This window comes from Amycolatopsis sp. GA6-003, assembly GCF_046267895.1.
GTDB lineage: Bacteria > Actinomycetota > Actinomycetes > Mycobacteriales > Pseudonocardiaceae > Amycolatopsis.
The window spans coordinates 5462409-5481146 of record NZ_CP176499.1 but is presented as its reverse complement, the minus strand read 5'-3'; the positions used below and the strand labels follow the sequence as shown (position 1 = coordinate 5481146).

Below are 18738 nucleotides of genomic sequence, written 5' to 3'. Positions count from 1 at the left end.
ACGAATTACTTTCCAAGATATTCGAAGGGGCGAACCATGGCACGAGTCTTGATCGCGGGCGGGGGCATCGCGGGGGCGATCACCGCGATCGCGCTGCACGAGGTGGGGCACGAACCGGTGCTGTACGAGGCGTACGACCGCAGCGCGGAGGGGGTCGGCGCGTTCTTGACTCTCGCCGTGAACGGCCTCGACGCGCTCACGCCGTTAGGGCTGAAACCGCTGGTCAAAGACCTGGGTTTCGACACTCCGCGGATGACGCTCGGGCTCGGCAACGGCCGCCAGCTCAGCGAGTTCCCGCTCGGCGGGCCGCTGCCGGACGGCACGGTGAGCCAGACCGTGCTGCGCTCCGACCTCTACGTGGCGCTGCGCGACGAGGCACGCAGACGCGGCGTGCCCACGGAGTTCGGCAAGCGGCTGACCAACGCCGAGCAGACCTCCGACGGCGTCACCGCGCTCTTCGCCGACGGCACGAAAACCCACGGTGACCTGCTGATCGGCGCGGACGGGCTGCGGTCGACCGTCCGCCGGATCCTGGACCCGTCCGCACCCGCGCCGCGGTACGTGCCGCTGCTCAACACTGGCGGTTTCGCGCGCGGGCTCGACCTCAACGACGAGCCCGGCGTCATGCACATGGTGTTCGGCCGCAAGGCGTTCTTCGCGCACGTGCTCGCCCCGGACGGCGCGGTCTGGTGGTTCGCGAACGTGCCGCACCACAGCGAGCCGACGGAATCCGACCTCGCCGCGATGCGCGGCCCCGGCTGGCGGAAGCGGCTCCTCGACCTGGTGCGCCCGGACCGCACTCCGGCCACCGCGATCATCGAGGCCAGCGAAAACATCTACGAACCGTGGGCGACGTACGACTTCCCGACGGTCCCGGTGTGGCACCGCGGCCGGATCGGCCTGATCGGCGATGCCGCGCACGCGACGTCACCAGCGGCCGGTCAGGGCGCGGCGATGGCGATCGAGGACGCGGTGACGCTCGCGAGGTGCCTGCGCGACGTGTCCGACCCGGCGGCCGCGTTGACGACCTTCGAGACCTTGCGCCGGGATCGGGTGGAAGCCGTTGTCGCGCAAGGCAAACGCAACGGCGACGCCAAAGCGCCCGGCCCGGTCGGCCGAGTGCTCCGCGACTTCTTCATCACGCGCGCGCTGCGCAAACCGGCCACCGACGACCCGAACCGGTTCATGTGGGACCACCGGATCGACTGGGCGGCCCCGGTGCGGGCGGCCTAGCGCCAGGTGTCGACGCGGTGGAAGTTCTTGTACGCGCGGCTCGGCGTCGGCCCGCGCTGCCCCTGGTAGCGGGAGCCGGCCTCGCTGGAGCCGTACGGGAATTCCGCCGAGCTGGACAGCCGGAAAATGCACAGCTGGCCGATTTTCATCCCCGGCCACAGCGTGATCGGCAGGTTCGCGACGTTCGACAGCTCGAGCGTGATGTGCCCGGAGAAACCGGGGTCGATGAAGCCCGCGGTGGAGTGGGTGAGCAGCCCGAGACGGCCGAGGGAGGATTTGCCCTCGAGCCGTCCGGCGAGGTCGTCGGCGAGCCGGACCTGCTCGAACGTGGACCCGAGCACAAACTCGCCGGGGTGCAGCACGAACGGCTCGTCGCCCTCTTTTTCGACCAGCGAGGTCAGCTCGTCCTGCTGCAGCTGCGGGTCGATGTGGGTGTACTTGCTGTTGTCGAAGACCCGGAAGTACCGGTCGAGCCGGACGTCGATGCTGGACGGCTGGACCATGGCAGGGTCGAAGGGGTCGATGCCGAGCCGGTCGGCGTCGAGCTCTTTGCGGAGGTCACGGTCACTGAGCAGCACGGATGCAGCCTATCGGGCGGGTGGGCGCGGCCGGGGCACCCCTCCGTCCGAAGACCGCGTCCATCCGCTTGAGGTACCGCCGCCGCCCGAACGCGCCGAGCGCTTCCTGCAGCGCGGTCGCCCCGGGAACGAGCTGGCGCACGGTCTCGGCCGCGTAGTTCACCCCCGCGGCGGCGAGCACCGCGGCCTGCGCGACCGGGTTGTCCGGCAGCCCGAGAAAGTCGGCGTTGTCGCGCCCGAGCACGAGCCGGCTGATCGCGGAATGCACGCCGACGCTCACCCGCGCGAGCACCTTCCCGGCGGCCCCGCGCCCCTCGCCGACCGCCGCGTGCGTGTCGACGAGGGCGCGGGCGAGCCGCCGGGAGTCGTCGTCGGGGATGAACTCGGTGGCGGCGAGCATCCAGAGCAGCCGCCAAGCGTCGTCCTCGTCGGCCGGCAAGAGTTCGTCGTCGACGCCCATCAGCCAGCCGACGTAGCGCCAAAGATGCAGGATGTCGGCCTTCTCGCGGGCGGTGTAGCGGAGGCCGAGCAGCTGGGTGCCGAAGACGTAGACGAGCGAGAAGAGCAGCAAGGTGCCCGCGGTCTGGACCTGATTGACCGGCCGGTCCCACCGGTCGTAATCCCAGTCGGGCCGGTTGTTCATCGCGCGCCGGACGTGCGCGTGCACGAGCCGGATCCGCAGCGCGGCCTGATACCCGGAGCCGTGTTTTTCGAGCGCCCCCGGCGTGGTGACGTCAATCCACCACGCCGCGGTCTCGACCAGCCGCCGAGGCGCCCGGTGTTCGATTTCGCCAGTGCCGACCAGGGATTTCGTCGCACGGGAGGCCAGGTAACCGCCCATGAGCGACATGTCGCCGAGGGGAAAGAGACCAAGCAGCCCGGCGCGGGTGATCGCCTTCGCGCCGCTGATCAGCCGCTGGTGATCGACCCAGTACGGGGTGGCTTCGACGTGCTCGACGAAGGCGGCGAGTTCGGCCGGCACTCGTTCCCCGGCGAGCGCCTGGTCGACCAGCTCTTGGCGATGCGGTTCCCGATGAAGCCACTCGACGACGGCGTCGGCTAGGGCGTCCTCCTGCTGCGCGAAGGTTCGGAGCCGCTTGAGCTGGGCTTCGTCGGCGTGCGCGCCCCGGGTCCGGGCTGCCAGGCGGAACCCGCCTTGGCGGAACATCTCCGGGGGCAGTCCCGGGGGCATCTCGGGGTCGTCCATCGCGCACCTCCGCACCTTGGGTCGACAACAAGTGTTGTCACTTTGCTGGCGGAGCGTCAAGGCGTGCCCCCGCTGGACATGGGGGTGCCGTGGTTGTGTATGCTGGCGGGGCACTGCGGATGTAGTTCAATGGTAGAACATCAGCTTCCCAAGCTGAATACGCGGGTTCGATTCCCGTCATCCGCTCCATTCATAAAACCCCAGGTCAACCGGCATAAGCCGCACGGCTTGGGGTTTTATTGTGCTCGGCACCGCAGCAGCGCGGGCCTTTAGTCAGCGACATCGGGGTTGCCCTCAACGGAATAGGTGTCCGTCTCGGCGGGCGGTTCTCCGCCAAGCGCGAGATGCGATCGGCGAGGCCCTAGCCCGCCTCTCTGGGTGGCATGGTGACAGCGGATCCCGATGCTCGCCATCGACCACGTGCCCGAGACCGCGCCAGCCGACCCACCGTTGCTGACGTACCCACCGGCGAGGACTACCAGCGGGTTGGCCCTGGCCAACCCGAGGCCAAAGACGAACGCCAGGACGTCTCGCTCTTAATCCGGTCTCTCCGTGAATGGTTAGGTGTGCTTGTAGGCGTTGATGTTGATGGACCGCTCGGCCGCTCCTCGGTATTGCAGGATCGTTCCGCCGTCCGAACAATCACTGTTGAGGTAGCCGCGTTGCCGTTCTTTTGTGTTATTCAGTGCCGACCGCGCGCTGAACGGCAGGCGGATACAGTGGCTTCCCGTTGCCCAGTCGGGTGGTTCCTGGATTTTCTGTCCGCCGAAGTTTGGTTCCGACCAGAAACACACGAAGTTCTCCGCGCACTCCGGCAGGGCAGTGGGGGCGCTGGTTTGCGCGCCGAGATCGACCCCGCCTCCCATGCCGACCAGCGTTACCACCCCTGCTACCGCGACAGTGGCGCTCACCGCGAACACCGGTGCCCTCCACCGTCGACGACGAGGCCGAACGGCAGAGGCGTCACCACCCGGACTAACCGATGACGGACGGTCCGGGGCAGCGAGCCGGCTTCGGATGCCCTCCCATTCGTCGCGCTGCTCGACGCATCCGCATCCTCGCAGGTAACACGCCAACTGCTCAGGCGTGGGCAAAGCGCCGTTTTCAATACTCGAGACTCGCTGCCTGGTCAGCACGTTCTGCTCGATCCTGGAATGCCGTGCCAGCGCTGCCTGCGTCATCTCGCCGCGCAAACGCCGTAAATGATCACCGAATTCTTTAGCAGTGCTCACCGCGGGCACTGTTGACCCCTCGCCAGCCATGCCATCCCCCTCCGATGACTTCGCCGATCCCCAAGAAACCCCTGGTAGCGGTGTCGTGACATTGCGCGCGACATCCGCGACACCAGCAGTGTTGCCCTCAACGGCTCAGCGATGCAACGCTCGAACGAGCGAAATCCCTACGGCGGCACGGTGACTCGACGCCGCGGAGCGTCCTCGGCCAGGACCGAATGTCACCAGTTGCCAAAAATCCGCAGCGAAAGGAATTACCCATGTCCAAAATAATGGCTGCAGCCATCGCGGCCGCGTCGGTGTCTGCGCTGTCACTGCTGACAGTGCCCTCAGCGTCGGCGATCACGTCATCCAGCATTCCGTTCAATTTCAGCTACGGGCCGGCAATGGGCGACATGTGGAGCAGGGAATTTCACCCCGCATCTGACGGACGAGTCTGCGTAGCGATCACCAACTCCAGCAACTCCGCGTTGACGATCCGGCCCTACCGAGTACTGCCAGGCCCCATCCCGGATCAACCCGCCGGCCCCGCAAAGTACTACCCAGCCGCGGACGGACACGCACACAGCTTCTGCTGGACCGGCTTCGACCCCAGCCACGACTACGAACTCTATTTCTCCGGCGGATACCTCCGCGGAACCGGGCGCGTCTACCACTGAAGCGGCCCGCCGCCACCGCTCATCAGACCACGGAGGCCCTGGTGTCACACCGACACCAGGGCCTCCGCACATCACCACACCGCCCGACATCCGAAAGGTCGGTGCGTTCACGAATCTGCCGGTGAGATGAAATCCAAAAAGGTGAGCCCTAGGCCGCTTACTTCTCCGGGTTGTACGCCGACACCATCGCCACCCTGGACCACGCTCTAGTCGCCTGCCGACGCAGCGAACACGCCATCACCGGGGCACCAGGAGCGGTCTCACCGTCGTGACCTGCGTCTGCCCGCGCAGCCTTTCCGCAGCAGCCGAAAGCTGCCGCAGGAACACGCGCTGGGTACGACCGATGCCCTCCCTGAACGGGTGGCAGACGTTCAGCTCGCCGCCTATTTCCGGGTTCGGTGGAGCCGCGCGCTGAACAGTCCTCCCGCCAGTACGCCTGCGCAGCCTGCCCACTGGAGAAAGGCGTCCAGCTGGCCGGTCACCGCGAGGATGGCGACCAGGGCTCCGTACGCGAGCACCAGGTAGAAGAGCAACCACAGGAGCAACCGGGGAGAGGAGCGGCCCGAGACCCGGAGGCCAGAGGCTTTGGCGAGGTCGTCCCGCAGCCACGATCGACGGTTCCCCATTCGTTCATTATGGCATGAGCATCCCCGTTAATTCCCGGAGTCCACTATGGACCTCCAAGGGAGGCTACCTGGCCTCGGTCATCGCGTCTTCCTTCGGAGCCGAAGTTGCCCTGCGGTGAAACCAGAACAACCCGCACAGCACCGCCAGCCACACCACACCGACGATTAGCGCCAGGCGGGTGTCTTCAGCGAACGCCATCACCACGAAGATGAACACCATGAACACCATCGTCAAAATCTGACCCACCGGCCAGAACGGTACCGGGAATGCCAGATCGGCGGCAGTCGACCCGCGGCGAGACCGGTAGTGCGTAAGCAGGATCATGAACCAAACCCACACCGTCGCGAAGGTGCCTACCGAGGCGATCAGCAGGAAAGCACTGTCCGGCAACAGGTAGTTCAAGACCACCGCCAGGCTTAGCGCGGCAGCAACGACCAGGACGGTCATCCACGGGATGCCATTCCGCGTCACCCGCGCCATGACTGCGGGAGCTTGGCCACGGCGAGCCAAACCGTAGATCATCCGGCCAGCACCGAAGATGTCGCTGTTGATCGCGGACAACGCGGCAGTGACCACGACTATGTTCAAAACCGTGGCGGCGGAGTGCAATCCCAGTCCCGAGAAGATTTGGACGAAGGGGCTTCCCGAACTGCTGATCGTGTTCCACGGGTTCAGCATCATGATGATCGCGAGGGTCGCCACGTAGAACAGCAGGACTCGGACCGGGACCGTGTTGACTGCTTTGGGCATCGCGGTGCGCGGGTCTTCCGATTCCGCCGCGGTGAGGCCCAGGATTTCCGTGCCGCCAAAGGCGAACATCACCAGGGCGAACGAAGCCAGGAAACCGCTGAAGCCATGGGGGAACCAGCCGCCGTGGGACCACAGGTTCGTGACGCTGCCGGCATGCGCGCCGAAGATCAGGATTGCCGCGCCGCCAAGGATCATCGCGACGATGGCGACTACCTTGACCAGCGTGAACCAAAACTCCAACTCACCGTAAACCCGTACGCTGACCAGGTTCGCGGCGGCGATGACCAGGATCGTCAGCACCACCCAGATCCAGCGGGGCACATCCGGGAACCAGAATCCCATATACACCGCCAAAGCCGTGACATCAGCGACGCAGACGATCACCATCTCGAACGCATACGTCCAGCCGGTCAGGAAACCCGCCAAGGGGCCCAGATGCTTCCGGGCGTATTCGCCGAACGAACCGGGCGCGGGATCGTTGACCGCCATCTCGCCCAAAGCGCGCAGGACGAAGAAAATCGCCGCTCCGCCGATGAGATAAGCGAGCAGGACGGACGGCCCGGCTTTGGCGATCGTGTCCGAGGAGCCGTAGAACAATCCGGTGCCGATCGCCGAACCGAGCGCGATGAACCGGATGTGCCTTCCGTTCAACCGGCGGCTCAACCCATCCTCGGACTTCGTCGTCATCGACGGTTACCTCCCGAAATCGGCGGCCCGCGGCGCGAGCGGGTCGGCACAGTAGAACCGATCCGGGTTCGGCCGACCAACCAACGGTGCCGGGAAAGCGTCTGCGATCTCAGACGGTCCACAAAGGACGTCAGCCTTCCACCAGTTCCCACGGCGCGCCCGGCTCGGCGCGATCGAACACCTGGCCCGGCGCGGCGAGGAGGGTCGGCACGACGTCCGGGTACAGCTGCACGACGTGCTCCAGTTCCAGGCCCTCCACCTCGAAGTCCTCGGCCTCGGGGACCTCGAAGCCGACGAACAGCCACGTCCCGTCCTGCTCCCGGACCACCTGGCGGACCGCGCGGGCCGGAGCGTCCGCGGTCGTGCCGATTTCGGTCAAGCCGGTGCTCAGCTGGACTTCTTCCAGCGGCGAACCCGGATGCGTCCAGGCCGCGATCCGGGCGTCGCGGTGCGCGAGGTCCTCCTCCACGTCGTCGGAATCCGACACCGAGCTGAGCAGCCAGGTGCGGCGGTCCGGATCCCAGTCCGCGGCCATCCCGGCGGGCACGCCGGCCAGCGCGACCAGGTGCGGCAGCAGGGTCACCGCCTCGCGCAGGGCCATCGCGCCGAACAGCTGGCGGTTGACCTCCATGTCCTCTTCGAACTCGGCGCCGTCGCTGATGAACCAGTCGTCGTCATCGTCGAGGACGACGAAGGCCAGCTTCTCCGGATGATCCACCAGCTCGTGCGCGATGATCACCGGGGATTCCGGGTCCTGCCGCAGCGGCCATTGTTCGGACATCTTCACTCCCCGTCGTCGATTACCCGCAGCCACTCGGCGTCCGGCGCCTCGCGAAAGAACACTTCGCCCGGCTCGGCGTCCAGCAGCTCGACCACGTCCGGGTACAGCTCCGCCACGTGGCCGAGCTCCAGCGTGTCAACCTCGACCTCGGTCTGCTCATCCGGGTCCGGCACCTCGAACCCGACGAACATCCACGTGCCGTCTTCGTCCCGGCTGACGTACCGCACGTTGCGGGCCGGAGCGTCCCTCGCGGTGCTGATCTCCATCAACCCGAGGCTGAGGTTCACCTCGTCCATCGGCGATCCGGCGTGCGGCCACGCGGCGACGCGGGCTTCCCGGTACGCGCGGGCCTCTTCGTCGTCACTCGGCACCAGCGGCGAAATCAGCACCCAGGTCCCGTTGCCGGCGTCCCATTCCGCACCCATCCCGGCCGGCAGCTTGGCCAGCGCCTTCAGCTGCGGCAGCAACTCGACAACGTCGTGCAGGCACATCGTGGCGAACTGTTCCTCGTCCAGCTCCGGATCCTCGCCGAACTCCGTGCCGTCGCTGACGAACCAGCCTTCCTCGTCGTCGAGCAGCACGTGATCGAGCTGCTCCGGATGCTCGATCAGCCCGCGCGCGACGAGCACCGCCGCGTGCGGTTCCTGCCCCATCGGCCAGTCCTCGGACATACCCGCTCCCCACCTCGTGTCCACGTGCGCGCCCATCCCACCAGACCCGCCCGCTCAGGTGCACAGCGCGTCTCCAGCAGGAAATTCCACGAACGTTGGATTAGGCTCGGCGGCATGGTGCTGCCCGAACGTCTCGCCCGGTTCAACCGCGTGGTCACCAACCGGGTCACGAAACCCTTCGCCGACAAACTGCCTGGATTCGGGGTGATCGTGCACCGCGGCCGCAAGTCCGGCCGCGAGTTCCGCACGCCGCTCAATATCTTCCGCACCGACGACGGATTCGTCGTCGCGCTCACCTACGGACCGGACGCCGATTGGGTCCGCAACGTCCTCGCGGCGGGCGAGGCGGAGGTGCTCACGCGGGGCCGTAAATACCGCGTGCGCGACCCGGAACTCGTGCATGATGAATCGCGCCGGCCGATGCCGCCCGGGGTGCGGCAGTTCCTCGGGCTGGTCGGCGTCACGGATTTCCTTGTGCTGAAACGAGAATAAGGGGCGCGATGCTCACCGGGAAGCTAGTGCGGCTGCGGGCGCTCGAACCGGCGGACGCCGAATCGATCTACCGGTGGATCCACGACCCCGAAGTCGGTCGATACATGACTGCCGATTACCCGCGTTCACTAGCCCAGTTGCGCAAGCGGGGCGAGGAGCGCCCGGTGAACACCTACGACAACGTCGTGCTCGGCATCGAATCCATCGAGGCGGGCAAGCTGATCGGCGTCGTCGACCTGCGGGACGCGCGCCCAGAGGTCGGCCGCGCCGAGCTGGACATCTACCTCGGCGAGACCGACCACTGGGACGGCGGGTACGGCACTGAGGCCTTGAAACTCATGTGCCGCTACGGGTTCAACGTGATGCGGCTGCACCTGATCGCGCTCTGGGTGGTCGCGGAAAACGAGCGCGCCCGGCACGTCTACCGCAAGGTCGGGTTCGTGGAAGACGGCAGGCACCGCGAATGCCATCGCGGGCCCGACGGCCAGTACCACGACATGTACCTGATGAGCCTGCTCGAGCCGGAGCTGAACGACTGAGCTAGCTCCTGACCTGCCGCTTGCCCCACAGGGTGGCGGCGAGCGTCACGCCGATCGCGGCGAGCACCACCTGGGTGATGATCTCCAGCCAGTCGATGCCCTTCGTGTCGGCGTAACCCAGGCCGCGGGCGATCGCGGTGCCGACGAACGCGGCCACGATGCCGACCAGGATCGTCAGCCAGATCGGGATCGATTGCTTGCCAGGTGCCACCAGCTTGCCGAGCAGGCCGAGGATCAGGCCGATCACGACCGCGCTGATGATGCCGGAAACCGCCATGGCGAAACTCCTTCTGCCGATAAGACCGGGCTCGGCCGGTATAGCCCGGAACCCGTAGGACCAAACCCGGCTTACCGCCCGCGGGAGGCCATCGCCACCGGGAGCACGAAAAATGCCCCGGTCCGGGTGCGGAGCGGGGCATTTTTCCGGCGAGTGGGATCAGAACGCGGCTTCGTCCACGTCCATCAGCGCGTTGTCCGCGGCCTCCACGATGGCGCGGCGCGAGGTCAGCTCCGGCAGCACGGTCTTCGCGAAGAACGACGCGACCGCGAGCTTGCCCTCGTAGAACGGCTTGTCCTTGGCCGACGCGCCGTTGTCGAGCTTGGCCAGCGCGACCTCGGCTCCCTGCAGCAGCTTCCAGCCGACCAGCAGGTCGCCGACCGACATCAGCAGCCGCACGGTGTGCTGGCCGACCTTGTTGATGTTCTGCGGGTCTTCCTGCGACGAGGTCAGGTAGCCGATCAGCGAGCCCAGCATGCCCTGGGTGTCCTCGAGCGCCTGCTTGAGCAGCGCGCGCTCGTTCTTGAGCCGGCCGTTGCCCGCCTCGGACTCGATGAACTTGGTGATCTCGCCTGCCACGAACGCGAGCGCCTGGCCCTTGTCGCGGACGATCTTGCGGAAGAAGAAGTCCAGCGACTGGATCGCCGTGGTGCCCTCGTACAGCGAGTCGATCTTCGCGTCGCGGATGTACTGCTCGATCGGGTAGTCCTGCAGGAAGCCGGAACCGCCGAGGGTCTGCAGCGACTGCACGAGCTGCTCGGTGGCGCGCTCGGAGCCGACGCCCTTGACGATCGGCAGCAGCAGGTCGTTGACGCCGTGCGCCAGCTTCAGCGACGCCTCGTCGCCCTCGCCGGTCCACAGCTGGTCCTGGAAGGACGCGGTGTACAGGTAGATCGCGCGCAGGCCCTCGGCGTACGCCTTCTGCAGCATCAGCGAACGACGCACGTCCGGGTGGTGCGTGATGGTGACGCGCGGCGCGGTCTTGTTGAGCATGTTCGGCAGGTCCGCGCCCTGCACGCGCTCCTTGGCGTACTCCAGCGCGTTCAGGTAGCCGGTGGACAGCGTGGCGATCGCCTTGGTGCCGACCATCATCCGGGCGTACTCGATGACCTGGAACATCTGCGCGATGCCGTCGTGCACCTCGCCGAGCAGCCAGCCCTTGGCCGGGGTGCCGTGCTGGCCGAAGGTCAGTTCGCACGTGGTGGACACCTTGATGCCCATCTTGTGCTCGATGTTGGTGACGAAGGCGCCGTTGCGCTCGCCGAGTTCGCCGGTCTTCGAGTCGAAGTGGAACTTCGGGACCAGGAACAGCGAAAGGCCCTTGGTGCCCGGCTTGGTCTCGATGCCGGGGCCCTCGGGGCGGGCCAGCACCAGGTGCATGATGTTCTCGACCATGTCGTTCTCGGCCGAGGTGATGAACCGCTTCACGCCGTCGATGTGCCAGGAGCCGTCCTCCTGCTTGACCGCCTTGGTGCGGCCGGCGCCGACGTCCGAACCGGCGTCCGGCTCGGTGAGCACCATGGTGGCTCCCCAGCCGCGGTCGATCATCAGCCGGGCCCAGTGCTTCTGCTCTTCGGTGCCGTTCTTGTCCACGATCATGGCGAAGTTCGGGCCCGCCAGGTACATGAACAGCGGCGCGTTCGCGCCGAGGATCAGCTCGGCCGCGGCCCACTGCACCGTCGGGGGCAGGCCGAAGCCGCCCAGCTCGTTGGTGAGGCCGAGCCGCCACCATTCGCCGTCGACGAGAGCCTGGTAGCTCTTCTTGAACGACTCGGGGATGGTCACGCTGAAGGTCTTGGGGTCATACACCGGCGGGTTGCGGTCGGCGTCGGCGTAGGACTCGGCGAGCGGGCCGGTGGCGAGGTTGTTCAGCTCCGACAGCACGCCGCGGGCGGTCTCCTCGTCCGACTCGGCGAGTACGCCCTTGCCGAGCCGTTCCTGCACGCCGAGCACCTCGAAGAGGTTGAACTCCAGGTCTCGGACGTTGCTCTTGTAGTGGCCCATGTCGTCACTCCGTGTCGTGTTCGGCTTTCCGGCCGGGCACTGGTTCCCTTACTCGCCGGTAACATCAGGATATTACCTACCAGTAACCAGAGCAAGCGAATCCGCCCTTCCAGGGGTGGGTATTCGCTCGGGAACATCGGGCCGACCAGCGGGCCGACCTCACCGGGTGCCGCGCGCCACGGCCTCCTGCACCACCTGGGGACCGGCACTGTCGTCAAGCTGGGGGACCAGAATGCCGCTGCGGAACGCGATGGTCACCGCGTGTGTCCGGTCGCGGGCGGAGAGCTTGCGCAGAATGCTCTTCACGTGGGTCCGCACGGTTTCCACGGACAGGAAGAGCAGTTTCGCGATGCCCGAGTTCTCCAGCCCTTCGGCGACGAGCTGCAAAACCTGGTACTCGCGCCGGGAAAGCGGCATGGCGCCCTTGGGCTGCACGAGCTGCCCGTCGACCGGAGCGGCTCTCGGCGACGGTTCGCGCTTGGGCCGCGCGGTGAGCGCGGACAGCGCCGGGTCGATGTAGCGGCGGTCGTGGTGCGCGCGCCGGACCGCCTCGGCGAGCCGCCGGGAATCGACCGCGCGCGGGACGATGGCGTGCGCACCCGCGCCGATGGCCGCGGCGAGGTACTGCTGGGTGCGGTTCGTGTCGCGCACGAGGGTGACCAGCACGAGTGCCGGGTCGCCCGCGTTGAGCAGCTTCGCGAGATGGCAGTTGGGGTCGAGCGCGGAGTCGAGGATCACGACGTCCGGACGGACCTGCTCGCACAGCTGCATCGCCGCGTGGTGGCTCGCCGCCTGGCCGGACCAGTGCAGGCCCAGCGTGCGGTGCACCATCGCCGCGATGCCCTCGCGGAAAATCGGGATCGGGTCGACGACCGCGACCCCCAGGCTTCGACCGCCGGCTGGCTGACCGGCCGACATGGGCGTTCGGTGGGGCTCGATGCCACGCATCTCGGGCCTCCGTCCATCGAGGTCGCTCCCGGTGACCGGCACACCCCCTCGGCGTGCCGGCCGGTCCCCCCTGCCGGAACCGGCCGGGAACGACACCTTGTCCCTGGTTCGACTCCGCCGAGAGCAGCTTGTGACGCGGTTTCCCCCTCATGGCCGTAACGGGTGGTCGCAGCAAACTGTGAGTAGAAAAGTGGCTCCGAAATGCGGGCGGACGGCGCAGCGAGGGGCCGCCCGCGCGGGTTAGCTCTACTGAGGGTTTAGCCACTCGGGTGAATCTCCGCTGACCGCCCGTGCGCGCAGCCGGCCGAACTCCTCGGCGAGCGTTTTCGGGGTCCAGTGGGCGTTCAACCCGCTCGGATTGGGCAGAAGCCAGACCCGAGTTGTCCCGATTGTCCGTTCTTGCGGCCCGACCGCGGCCCGCCGATCGCCGAACGCGACGCGGTAGGCAGTGATTCCGACCACTGCCAGCCAGCGCGGGCGGTACTTCTTGACCTTCCTGGTCAGGATCCGGCCGCCTTCGCGGAGTTCGTCGTCGGTCAGCTCGTCGGCGCGGGCGGTGGTCCGGGCCACGACGTTGGTGATGCCGAGGCCGAGGTCGAGGAGCTGGTCCTGTTCGCTCGGGTCCAGCAGGCGAGGGGTGAACCCGCTGGCGTGGAGAGCGGGCCAGAACCGGTTGCCGGGGCGGGCGAAGTGCAGGCCGAGCGCGCCGGAGTAGAGGCCGGGGTTGATGCCGCAGAACAGCACGTTCAGGTCGGGGGCCAGGACGTCCGGGATGGTGCGTCCGTGCGCGGCGGCCTGTTCGGCCTTGGTGGGTTTGGCGGGCATGGGTCCAGTTTCCGGGATGCTGGACGTCCGCCGGTTCTCCGCACGACCTTCGAACGCGGGGTAGCCAACCCGCCGCCCCGCTCGGTAGCCTGTGTGATCTCTCGCACAACGGCGTCGATGAGGAGAGCACATGCAGTTGTGGCTAGTGCTCGGCCTGGTAGCACTGATCATCGCCATCGCCTCGTTGATCGTGATCCTGGAAGACCGCCGCGCGGCGCGCCAAGCCGCGATCGCGAGGCGCGCCCGGTTAGCGCGTCTTGGCGAGGTCGATCCGCTCGCTCCGGGCAGGCTCCGCGCGGAGGGTTGAAGAGACCGGCCGGAGAGCGAGCAGCAGCGCGCCGGCCAGCCAGCCGAGGCCGGAGCCGAAGGTGTTGGTCATGAGGTCGTCGACGTCGAAGATCCGGTAGACGAACGGCGCGGTCCCGAAATTCGCCGTGAGCTGGGTGATCTCGACGGCCAGTGAGGCCGCGAAGCCGATCGCCAGCGCGCCGACCAGACCGCGTCGCCACAGCACCCGGGCGAAGAAGCCGAGCGGGACGAACAGGAGCACGTTCATCGCGGCCTGCTGGAAGGTCTGGGTGGTGAACCACTCCGCCGCCGAGAGGCCGTGTTTCACCAGCTCGGTGTGGATGTCCGCGATCCACTGGAACGGCTCCAGCTGCACGGTCTGCTCCAGCCGCCTGCTGTGCGGGCCGGGCAGCGGCAGGAAGACGACCGCCAGCGCCATGCACGCGTAGAACACGACTGCCGCCGTGGTCACCAGGCTGCGCGGCTGCGGGCGGCCGTAGCGCGCGAACTGGAGCACGAGCTGCGGGACCAGGATCGTCGCCCAGACGGCGAGGAACCCGATGAACCCGTACTGCAGGGCGGTGACCTGTGCGTTCGTCATGGCAAGAACGCTATTGATCTTGCCGCCGCGACACTTCGGTCGAAGAGCCGGAGCCGCCGAGGCCGGGGTCGGCCAGATGGCCGAGTACCCGCCGACCGATTGGTCAGCCGTCGCGCGAGGGCGGTTCGTCGTCCCGGTCCACCCGCTCCGAACGCCAGGCCGCGAAGACGGTGTCGGCGATCAGCAAAACCACCACGGCGAGCGTGAGCACGACGAGCTGCAGTTCCATTTGTCCCCCTCGGCACCCAACGCGCAATCGGCGCGGGGGAGGCGAACGTTACCGAAACTTTCATCCGGCACCGGCCGTTCTGCCCTGGTCAGCGCGGTCCGATTTGGGCAGACTGCTTCGCCGGGCGTCCGCATCAGGGGTCAAGCGGACGCGAACCCCGGAGGAAACATGAAGCTCTTCACCCGGCTCGCGGCCACCGCCGCGGCCGCACTGGCCGCCGTGGCCGGCACGAGCGCGCCCGCCGAGGCCGCACAGACCACCGACGTCCGGATCATCGCGTTCAACGACCTGCACGGGAACCTCGAACCGCCGTCCGGGTCGGGCGGGAAGATCACGCTCCCGGACGGGTCCAAGGTGGACGCGGGCGGCGCGGCCTACCTCTCGACGCACGTCAAGCAGCTCGAGGCGCAGGTGCGCAACTCGATGGTGCTGTCCTCGGGCGACAACATCGGTGCGTCGCCGGTGATCTCGGCGCTGTTCCACGACGAACCGACCATGGACTTCCTCAACGAACTCGGCGTGAAGGCGTCCGTGGTGGGCAACCACGAGTTCGACGAGGGCTACCAGGAACTGCTGCGCATGCAGTTCGGCGGCTGCAACAAGACCGACGGCTGCCAGTTCCGCAAGAGCTACGACGGCGCGCGCTTCCCGCTGCTCGGGTCCAATGTGTACTTCGACAACGGGCTGCCCGCGCTGCTGCCGTTCAGCATCCAGTACTCCGGCGGCGTCCCGGTCGGCGTCATCGGCGCGACGCTCAAGGACCTGCCGTCGGTCGTGACCCCGGAAGCGATCAAGGGCCTCAAGTTCGGCGACGAGGTCGAGGCGATCGACCGCACCGCGACCATCCTCGACCGGCTCGGCGTGAAAGCCCAGGTCGTGCTGCTGCACCAGGGCGACGAGGCGCTGCCCGGCGCGGGCCCGAACGACTGCAAGGTCCAGCCGGACGGGGCCGCCGCGACCATCGCGAAGAACGTGACCCCGAAGGTCGACGCGATCTTCACCGCGCACAGCCACCAGCAGTACAACTGCGTCCTCAACGACCCGGCCGGCCAGCCGCGTCCGGTGATCCAGGGCGCGTCGTTCGGCCGGTTGCTGTCGGTGGTGGACCTGAAGATCGACCGCCGCACGCGCGACGTCGTCCGGGCGCAGACCAAGGCGCACAACGAGATCGTCACCCGCGACGTCACGCCGGACCCGGCCGTGACGAAGCTCGTCGACGAGGCCAAGACGAAAGCGGCGCCGATCGCGAACAAGCAGGTCGGCACCATCACCGCGGACCTGCCCGCGGCGGGCGGGCCGTCCGGCGAATCGCCGCTCGGCGACGTGATCGCCGACGCCCAGCTCGAAGCGACCAAGTCCAACAACGCCGTGATCGCGATGACGAACCCGGGCGGTATCCGCGCGGACCTGACGTACAAGTCGTCGTCGGCCGGGGAAGGCGACGGCGTCGTCACCTACGGCGAGGCGTTCACCGTGCAGCCGTTCTCGAACATCATGCAGACGATCACGCTCACCGGCGCGAACCTGAAGAACGTGCTGGAACAGCAATGGGGCCAGTCCGGCGGCACCAAGATCCTGCAGATCTCGAAGTCTCTGCACTACACGTACTCGGCGGCGGCTCCGGTCGGCTCGCGGGTCTCGAACCTCACGGTCAACGGCACGCCGGTCGACCCGGCCGCCAAGTACCGGGTGTCGGTGAACAACTTCCTCGCCGCGGGCGGCGACGGGTTCACCGAGTTCAAGAAGGGCACCGACCTCGCGGGCGGGCCGGTGGACCTGGACGCGTTCATCGCCTACCTCGGCGCGCATCCGGGCATCGCTCCGCCGCCGGCGGACCGGATCACCGCGACTCCGTAAGCGAAGTCCGTGAGGGGACTCTCATCCCGCGGAGTTCCCCTCACGGCCTTTCGCGGCTCAGCACAGGACGATCGGCTGCGGCGAGTACGTCGTGCTGCGGCTTTCCTCGCGGACCTCGGCGCCGCTGGCCAGGTCGTAGAACACCCGGGTGTCGCTGACGGTGAACCCGGACGCGCCCGGCGACGCATGACACTGGCCGTCCGGGCCGGGTCCGACCTGCACCGGCGGCGGTACCTGGTTCGACGGCGCACCGCTGCGGCCTTCGACCCGGAAGTGCTTGGTACCCCAGATCTTCACCGTCACCGAACCGCCGCTGACGCTCGCCTGGATCGCGAACCCGGTCGGATCGTTGTTGGCCAGCTTGAGGTCCACGGCGTTGCCGGAACTGTCCACCGCCACCGCGTCGCGGCCCGCCGGGTAGCGGTTGAGGAAGTGGTCGTGCGCCGCGTGGCCGCCGTCGCCTAGGCCAGCCAGGTAGGCCGCGTTGTACAAAGTGGACGAAAGCTGCGACAGCCCGCCGCCGGGCACCGCCGGGCCGGTGCCGTCCTCGTCGACCGGCGCGGACGCGTACCCGCCGCCGCGATAGTCGTTGAGGCTGAACGATTCTCCCGGTTTCACGACGACCCCGTTGATGCGGCCGGCGAGCGTGGCGACGTTGTCCGCGGCCGGGCCGCTGAGCCCGCCGGTGGTGTACTCGCCGATGACCTCCTTGACGCCCAGCGCGTTCGCGTCGTCGGTGGTCAGGCTCGGATGCTTCTTGTCGTACGCGACCGGCAAATCGCGGCCGGCCGGCTTGGCGAGCACCTCGGTGAGGGTCTTGAAAGTGTTGGCCCAGTTGATCTTTCGCCCCTCTTCGGACGGCGTGACGGCCGGGACGCCGGAGTCGAGGCTGATCCGCGCGTCCTTGCTGTTGGCCTCGGTGGACGCCAGGTCCGGCTGCACGGCCGCGCGCAGCTTCTCCTGGTCGATCCGCAGTTCGAGACCGCCGCCCCCGTTGGGCTGGAACTGGAACGACGCCGCGATCGCGGACGGCTGCAGCGTGGCGTCCTTGCCCTCGCCGTGCAGCACGACCGGCGCGGCGACCGCGGGCGCGACCACGGTGTCCAGCAAGCGATGCACGTCGGCGGACGTGGTTTTGGCCGGGGTAACCGCCATCTTCACCGTGACCCCGCGCGGCGAAAGCCAGTCCGCCACCACGGCTTGCACCGCGGCCGGGACGTCGGTCAGCTCCTGGCCCTGGCGCGGCTCGACCGCGTACGCGGTGACCCCGTTGTTTTCCTTCGGCGTGAACCCGATGCTGCCCTCGACCAGCGGATGGTTGAGCTGCTTCCCGGCGAGCTGCTGGACCGCGTCGGTGACCTCGAGCTGGTCGCTGCGCGTCACGACGCCGACCTCGCGGGTGGTGAAGAACGAGAGCAGCCGCGTGACCGGGCTCCACGGCTGATGCCCGGCCTGGGCGAGCGTGCCCGGCCAGTCGAGCCCGAGTCCGGAATCCGCGGGCACGAGCGTCGCGGTGACGTCCCCGGCGTGGACCGGCACCGGACGCGTCAGCCTCGGCTGGAGTTCGGTGTGCAGCTTGGCTTCGGCCTCGGCGTACGACAGGCCGCCGACGTCGATCCCGGCCACCTGCACGCCGCGCGGAACGTCGCCGGCGCTGGTCATCAGGTCGATGGTGTAGAGCAGCACGAACAGCCCGAGCAGACAGCCGACGATCATGAAGCTGCGGCCGACGCGTTTGCGGAAGCGGCGAAACGGCGTGTCCGGCGGCGGGGGCGCGTCGGCGACGGCGAAGATCTCCGTGGCCAGATCGGGTTCCCTGACCAGGGCGGGGTCGTTCAGCAGCTCGTCGCTCAGCAGGTCGTCGGCGAAAGCCGACGAACGGTCTTCTTCACGCAACGCCTGCCTCCCCTGGTACGGGAGCTACAGGTAAAGCCCCGTGCCGTGTTCGGTCCGCTCCGTGGCCACCGCGTGGATGTCGCGTTCGCGCATCACCAGATGGCCTTCGCCCTGGATCTCGACCTCGAGCTGGTCCTCCGGGTTGAACAGAACCCGGTCTCCCTGCTTGACGTTCCGCACGCTGTTGCCGACACCCAGTACATCACCCCACATCAGCCTGCGCGCGACTTGCGCGGTGGCGGGGATCACGATGCCGCCGCTGCTGCGGCGCTCGCCTTCCTCCTGCGACAACCGCACGAGGACGCGGTCGTGCAGCATCTGGATCTCGAGCTTGGGCGTGTCCGGCACGCCAGCCAT

Annotated in this window: 20 protein-coding genes and 1 tRNA gene; 6 read left to right on the top strand and 15 right to left on the bottom strand. The window is 67.8% G+C overall.

Annotated elements, in window-relative coordinates; genetic code table 11:
• Window positions 1-36: 36 nt before the first annotated feature.
• Window positions 37-1233, top strand: coding sequence for an FAD-dependent oxidoreductase (locus F9C12_RS24675; protein ID WP_409461978.1), 1197 nt, complete (start codon window positions 37-39; stop codon window positions 1231-1233).
• On the opposite strand, the gene dcd is transcribed toward F9C12_RS24675, so the two are convergent.
• Together dcd and F9C12_RS24665 are read right to left on the bottom strand one after the other, a co-directional pair.
• Window positions 1230-1811: a dCTP deaminase gene (gene dcd, locus F9C12_RS24670; protein WP_037354328.1), complete on the bottom strand. Its 582-nt coding sequence runs from the start codon at window positions 1809-1811 to the stop codon at window positions 1230-1232. The genes F9C12_RS24675 and dcd overlap by 4 nt on opposite strands.
• Window positions 1798-3018 carry an oxygenase MpaB family protein gene (locus F9C12_RS24665; RefSeq protein WP_409461977.1) on the bottom strand — a complete coding sequence of 407 codons (1221 nt, stop codon included), beginning with the start codon at window positions 3016-3018 and terminating at the stop codon, window positions 1798-1800. The genes dcd and F9C12_RS24665 overlap by 14 nt, the downstream gene beginning before the upstream one ends.
• 115 nt (window positions 3019-3133) lie before the next feature.
• On the opposite strand from F9C12_RS24665, the gene F9C12_RS24660 reads away from it, so the two are divergent.
• A tRNA-Gly gene (locus F9C12_RS24660) sits at window positions 3134-3207 on the top strand.
• A 371-nt stretch (window positions 3208-3578) separates the two neighbouring features.
• On the opposite strand, the gene F9C12_RS24655 is transcribed toward F9C12_RS24660, so the two are convergent.
• Window positions 3579-4250, bottom strand: a complete 672-nt coding sequence (locus F9C12_RS24655; RefSeq protein ID WP_409461976.1) for a helix-turn-helix domain-containing protein — start codon at window positions 4248-4250, stop codon at window positions 3579-3581.
• A 260-nt stretch (window positions 4251-4510) separates the two neighbouring features.
• On the opposite strand from F9C12_RS24655, the gene F9C12_RS24650 reads away from it, so the two are divergent.
• Complete coding sequence (locus F9C12_RS24650) at window positions 4511-4909, top strand: hypothetical protein (protein ID WP_409461975.1); 399 nt, start codon at window positions 4511-4513, stop codon at window positions 4907-4909.
• 383 nt (window positions 4910-5292) lie between these two features.
• On the opposite strand, the gene F9C12_RS24645 is transcribed toward F9C12_RS24650, so the two are convergent.
• From F9C12_RS24645 to F9C12_RS24630, 4 genes are all read right to left on the bottom strand, one after another.
• Complete coding sequence (locus F9C12_RS24645) at window positions 5293-5535, bottom strand: hypothetical protein (protein ID WP_409461974.1); 243 nt, start codon at window positions 5533-5535, stop codon at window positions 5293-5295.
• Between the two features lie 64 nt (window positions 5536-5599).
• A complete protein-coding gene (locus F9C12_RS24640; RefSeq protein WP_409461973.1) occupies window positions 5600-6973 on the bottom strand; it encodes an amino acid permease in 1374 nt (457 codons plus the stop codon).
• Between the two features lie 130 nt (window positions 6974-7103).
• Window positions 7104-7754, bottom strand: a complete 651-nt coding sequence (locus F9C12_RS24635) for a hypothetical protein (protein ID WP_409461972.1) — start codon at window positions 7752-7754, stop codon at window positions 7104-7106.
• Between the two features lie 2 nt (window positions 7755-7756).
• The gene (locus F9C12_RS24630; RefSeq protein ID WP_409184200.1) at window positions 7757-8425 is read right to left on the bottom strand and encodes a hypothetical protein; all 669 of its coding nucleotides are present in this window, start codon (window positions 8423-8425) and stop codon (window positions 7757-7759) included.
• 114 nt (window positions 8426-8539) lie between these two features.
• Here F9C12_RS24630 and F9C12_RS24625 point away from each other — a divergent pair, with 114 nt between their 5' ends.
• A complete protein-coding gene (locus F9C12_RS24625; RefSeq protein ID WP_409184199.1) occupies window positions 8540-8917 on the top strand; it encodes a nitroreductase family deazaflavin-dependent oxidoreductase in 378 nt (125 codons plus the stop codon).
• 8 nt (window positions 8918-8925) lie between these two features.
• The gene (locus tag F9C12_RS24620) at window positions 8926-9456 is read left to right on the top strand and encodes a GNAT family N-acetyltransferase (RefSeq protein ID WP_409184198.1); all 531 of its coding nucleotides are present in this window, start codon (window positions 8926-8928) and stop codon (window positions 9454-9456) included.
• 1 nt (window position 9457) lies between these two features.
• Here the strand turns inward: F9C12_RS24620 and F9C12_RS24615 are convergent, their stop codons facing one another.
• From F9C12_RS24615 to F9C12_RS24590, 6 genes are all read right to left on the bottom strand, one after another.
• Window positions 9458-9733 carry a GlsB/YeaQ/YmgE family stress response membrane protein gene (locus F9C12_RS24615; protein ID WP_409184197.1) on the bottom strand — a complete coding sequence of 92 codons (276 nt, stop codon included), beginning with the start codon at window positions 9731-9733 and terminating at the stop codon, window positions 9458-9460.
• A 159-nt stretch (window positions 9734-9892) separates the two neighbouring features.
• Complete coding sequence (locus F9C12_RS24610) at window positions 9893-11737, bottom strand: acyl-CoA dehydrogenase (protein WP_409184196.1); 1845 nt, start codon at window positions 11735-11737, stop codon at window positions 9893-9895.
• 159 nt (window positions 11738-11896) lie between these two features.
• Window positions 11897-12685 (bottom strand): response regulator transcription factor, encoded by a 789-nt coding sequence (locus tag F9C12_RS24605; RefSeq protein WP_409184195.1) that lies wholly within the window; start codon window positions 12683-12685, stop codon window positions 11897-11899.
• Between the two features lie 246 nt (window positions 12686-12931).
• Window positions 12932-13510 (bottom strand): G/U mismatch-specific DNA glycosylase, encoded by a 579-nt coding sequence (mug, locus tag F9C12_RS24600; RefSeq protein WP_409461971.1) that lies wholly within the window; start codon window positions 13508-13510, stop codon window positions 12932-12934.
• Window positions 13511-13757: 247 nt separating this feature from the next.
• Window positions 13758-14399, bottom strand: coding sequence for a VanZ family protein (locus F9C12_RS24595; protein ID WP_409184193.1), 642 nt, complete (start codon window positions 14397-14399; stop codon window positions 13758-13760).
• A 103-nt stretch (window positions 14400-14502) separates the two neighbouring features.
• Complete coding sequence (locus tag F9C12_RS24590; protein ID WP_409461970.1) at window positions 14503-14628, bottom strand: hypothetical protein; 126 nt, start codon at window positions 14626-14628, stop codon at window positions 14503-14505.
• A gap of 168 nt (window positions 14629-14796) precedes the next feature.
• Between F9C12_RS24590 and F9C12_RS24585 the strand changes: the two genes are divergently transcribed.
• Window positions 14797-16485: a bifunctional metallophosphatase/5'-nucleotidase gene (locus F9C12_RS24585; protein ID WP_409461969.1), complete on the top strand. Its 1689-nt coding sequence runs from the start codon at window positions 14797-14799 to the stop codon at window positions 16483-16485.
• 57 nt (window positions 16486-16542) lie between these two features.
• Here F9C12_RS24585 and F9C12_RS24580 read toward each other — a convergent pair whose 3' ends face one another.
• On the bottom strand, window positions 16543-18381 hold the full coding sequence (locus F9C12_RS24580; RefSeq protein ID WP_409461968.1) for a VanW family protein: 1839 nt from the start codon (window positions 18379-18381) through the stop codon (window positions 16543-16545).
• A gap of 24 nt (window positions 18382-18405) precedes the next feature.
• Window positions 18406-18738: a GroES family chaperonin gene (locus F9C12_RS24575; RefSeq protein WP_009085068.1), complete on the bottom strand. Its 333-nt coding sequence runs from the start codon at window positions 18736-18738 to the stop codon at window positions 18406-18408.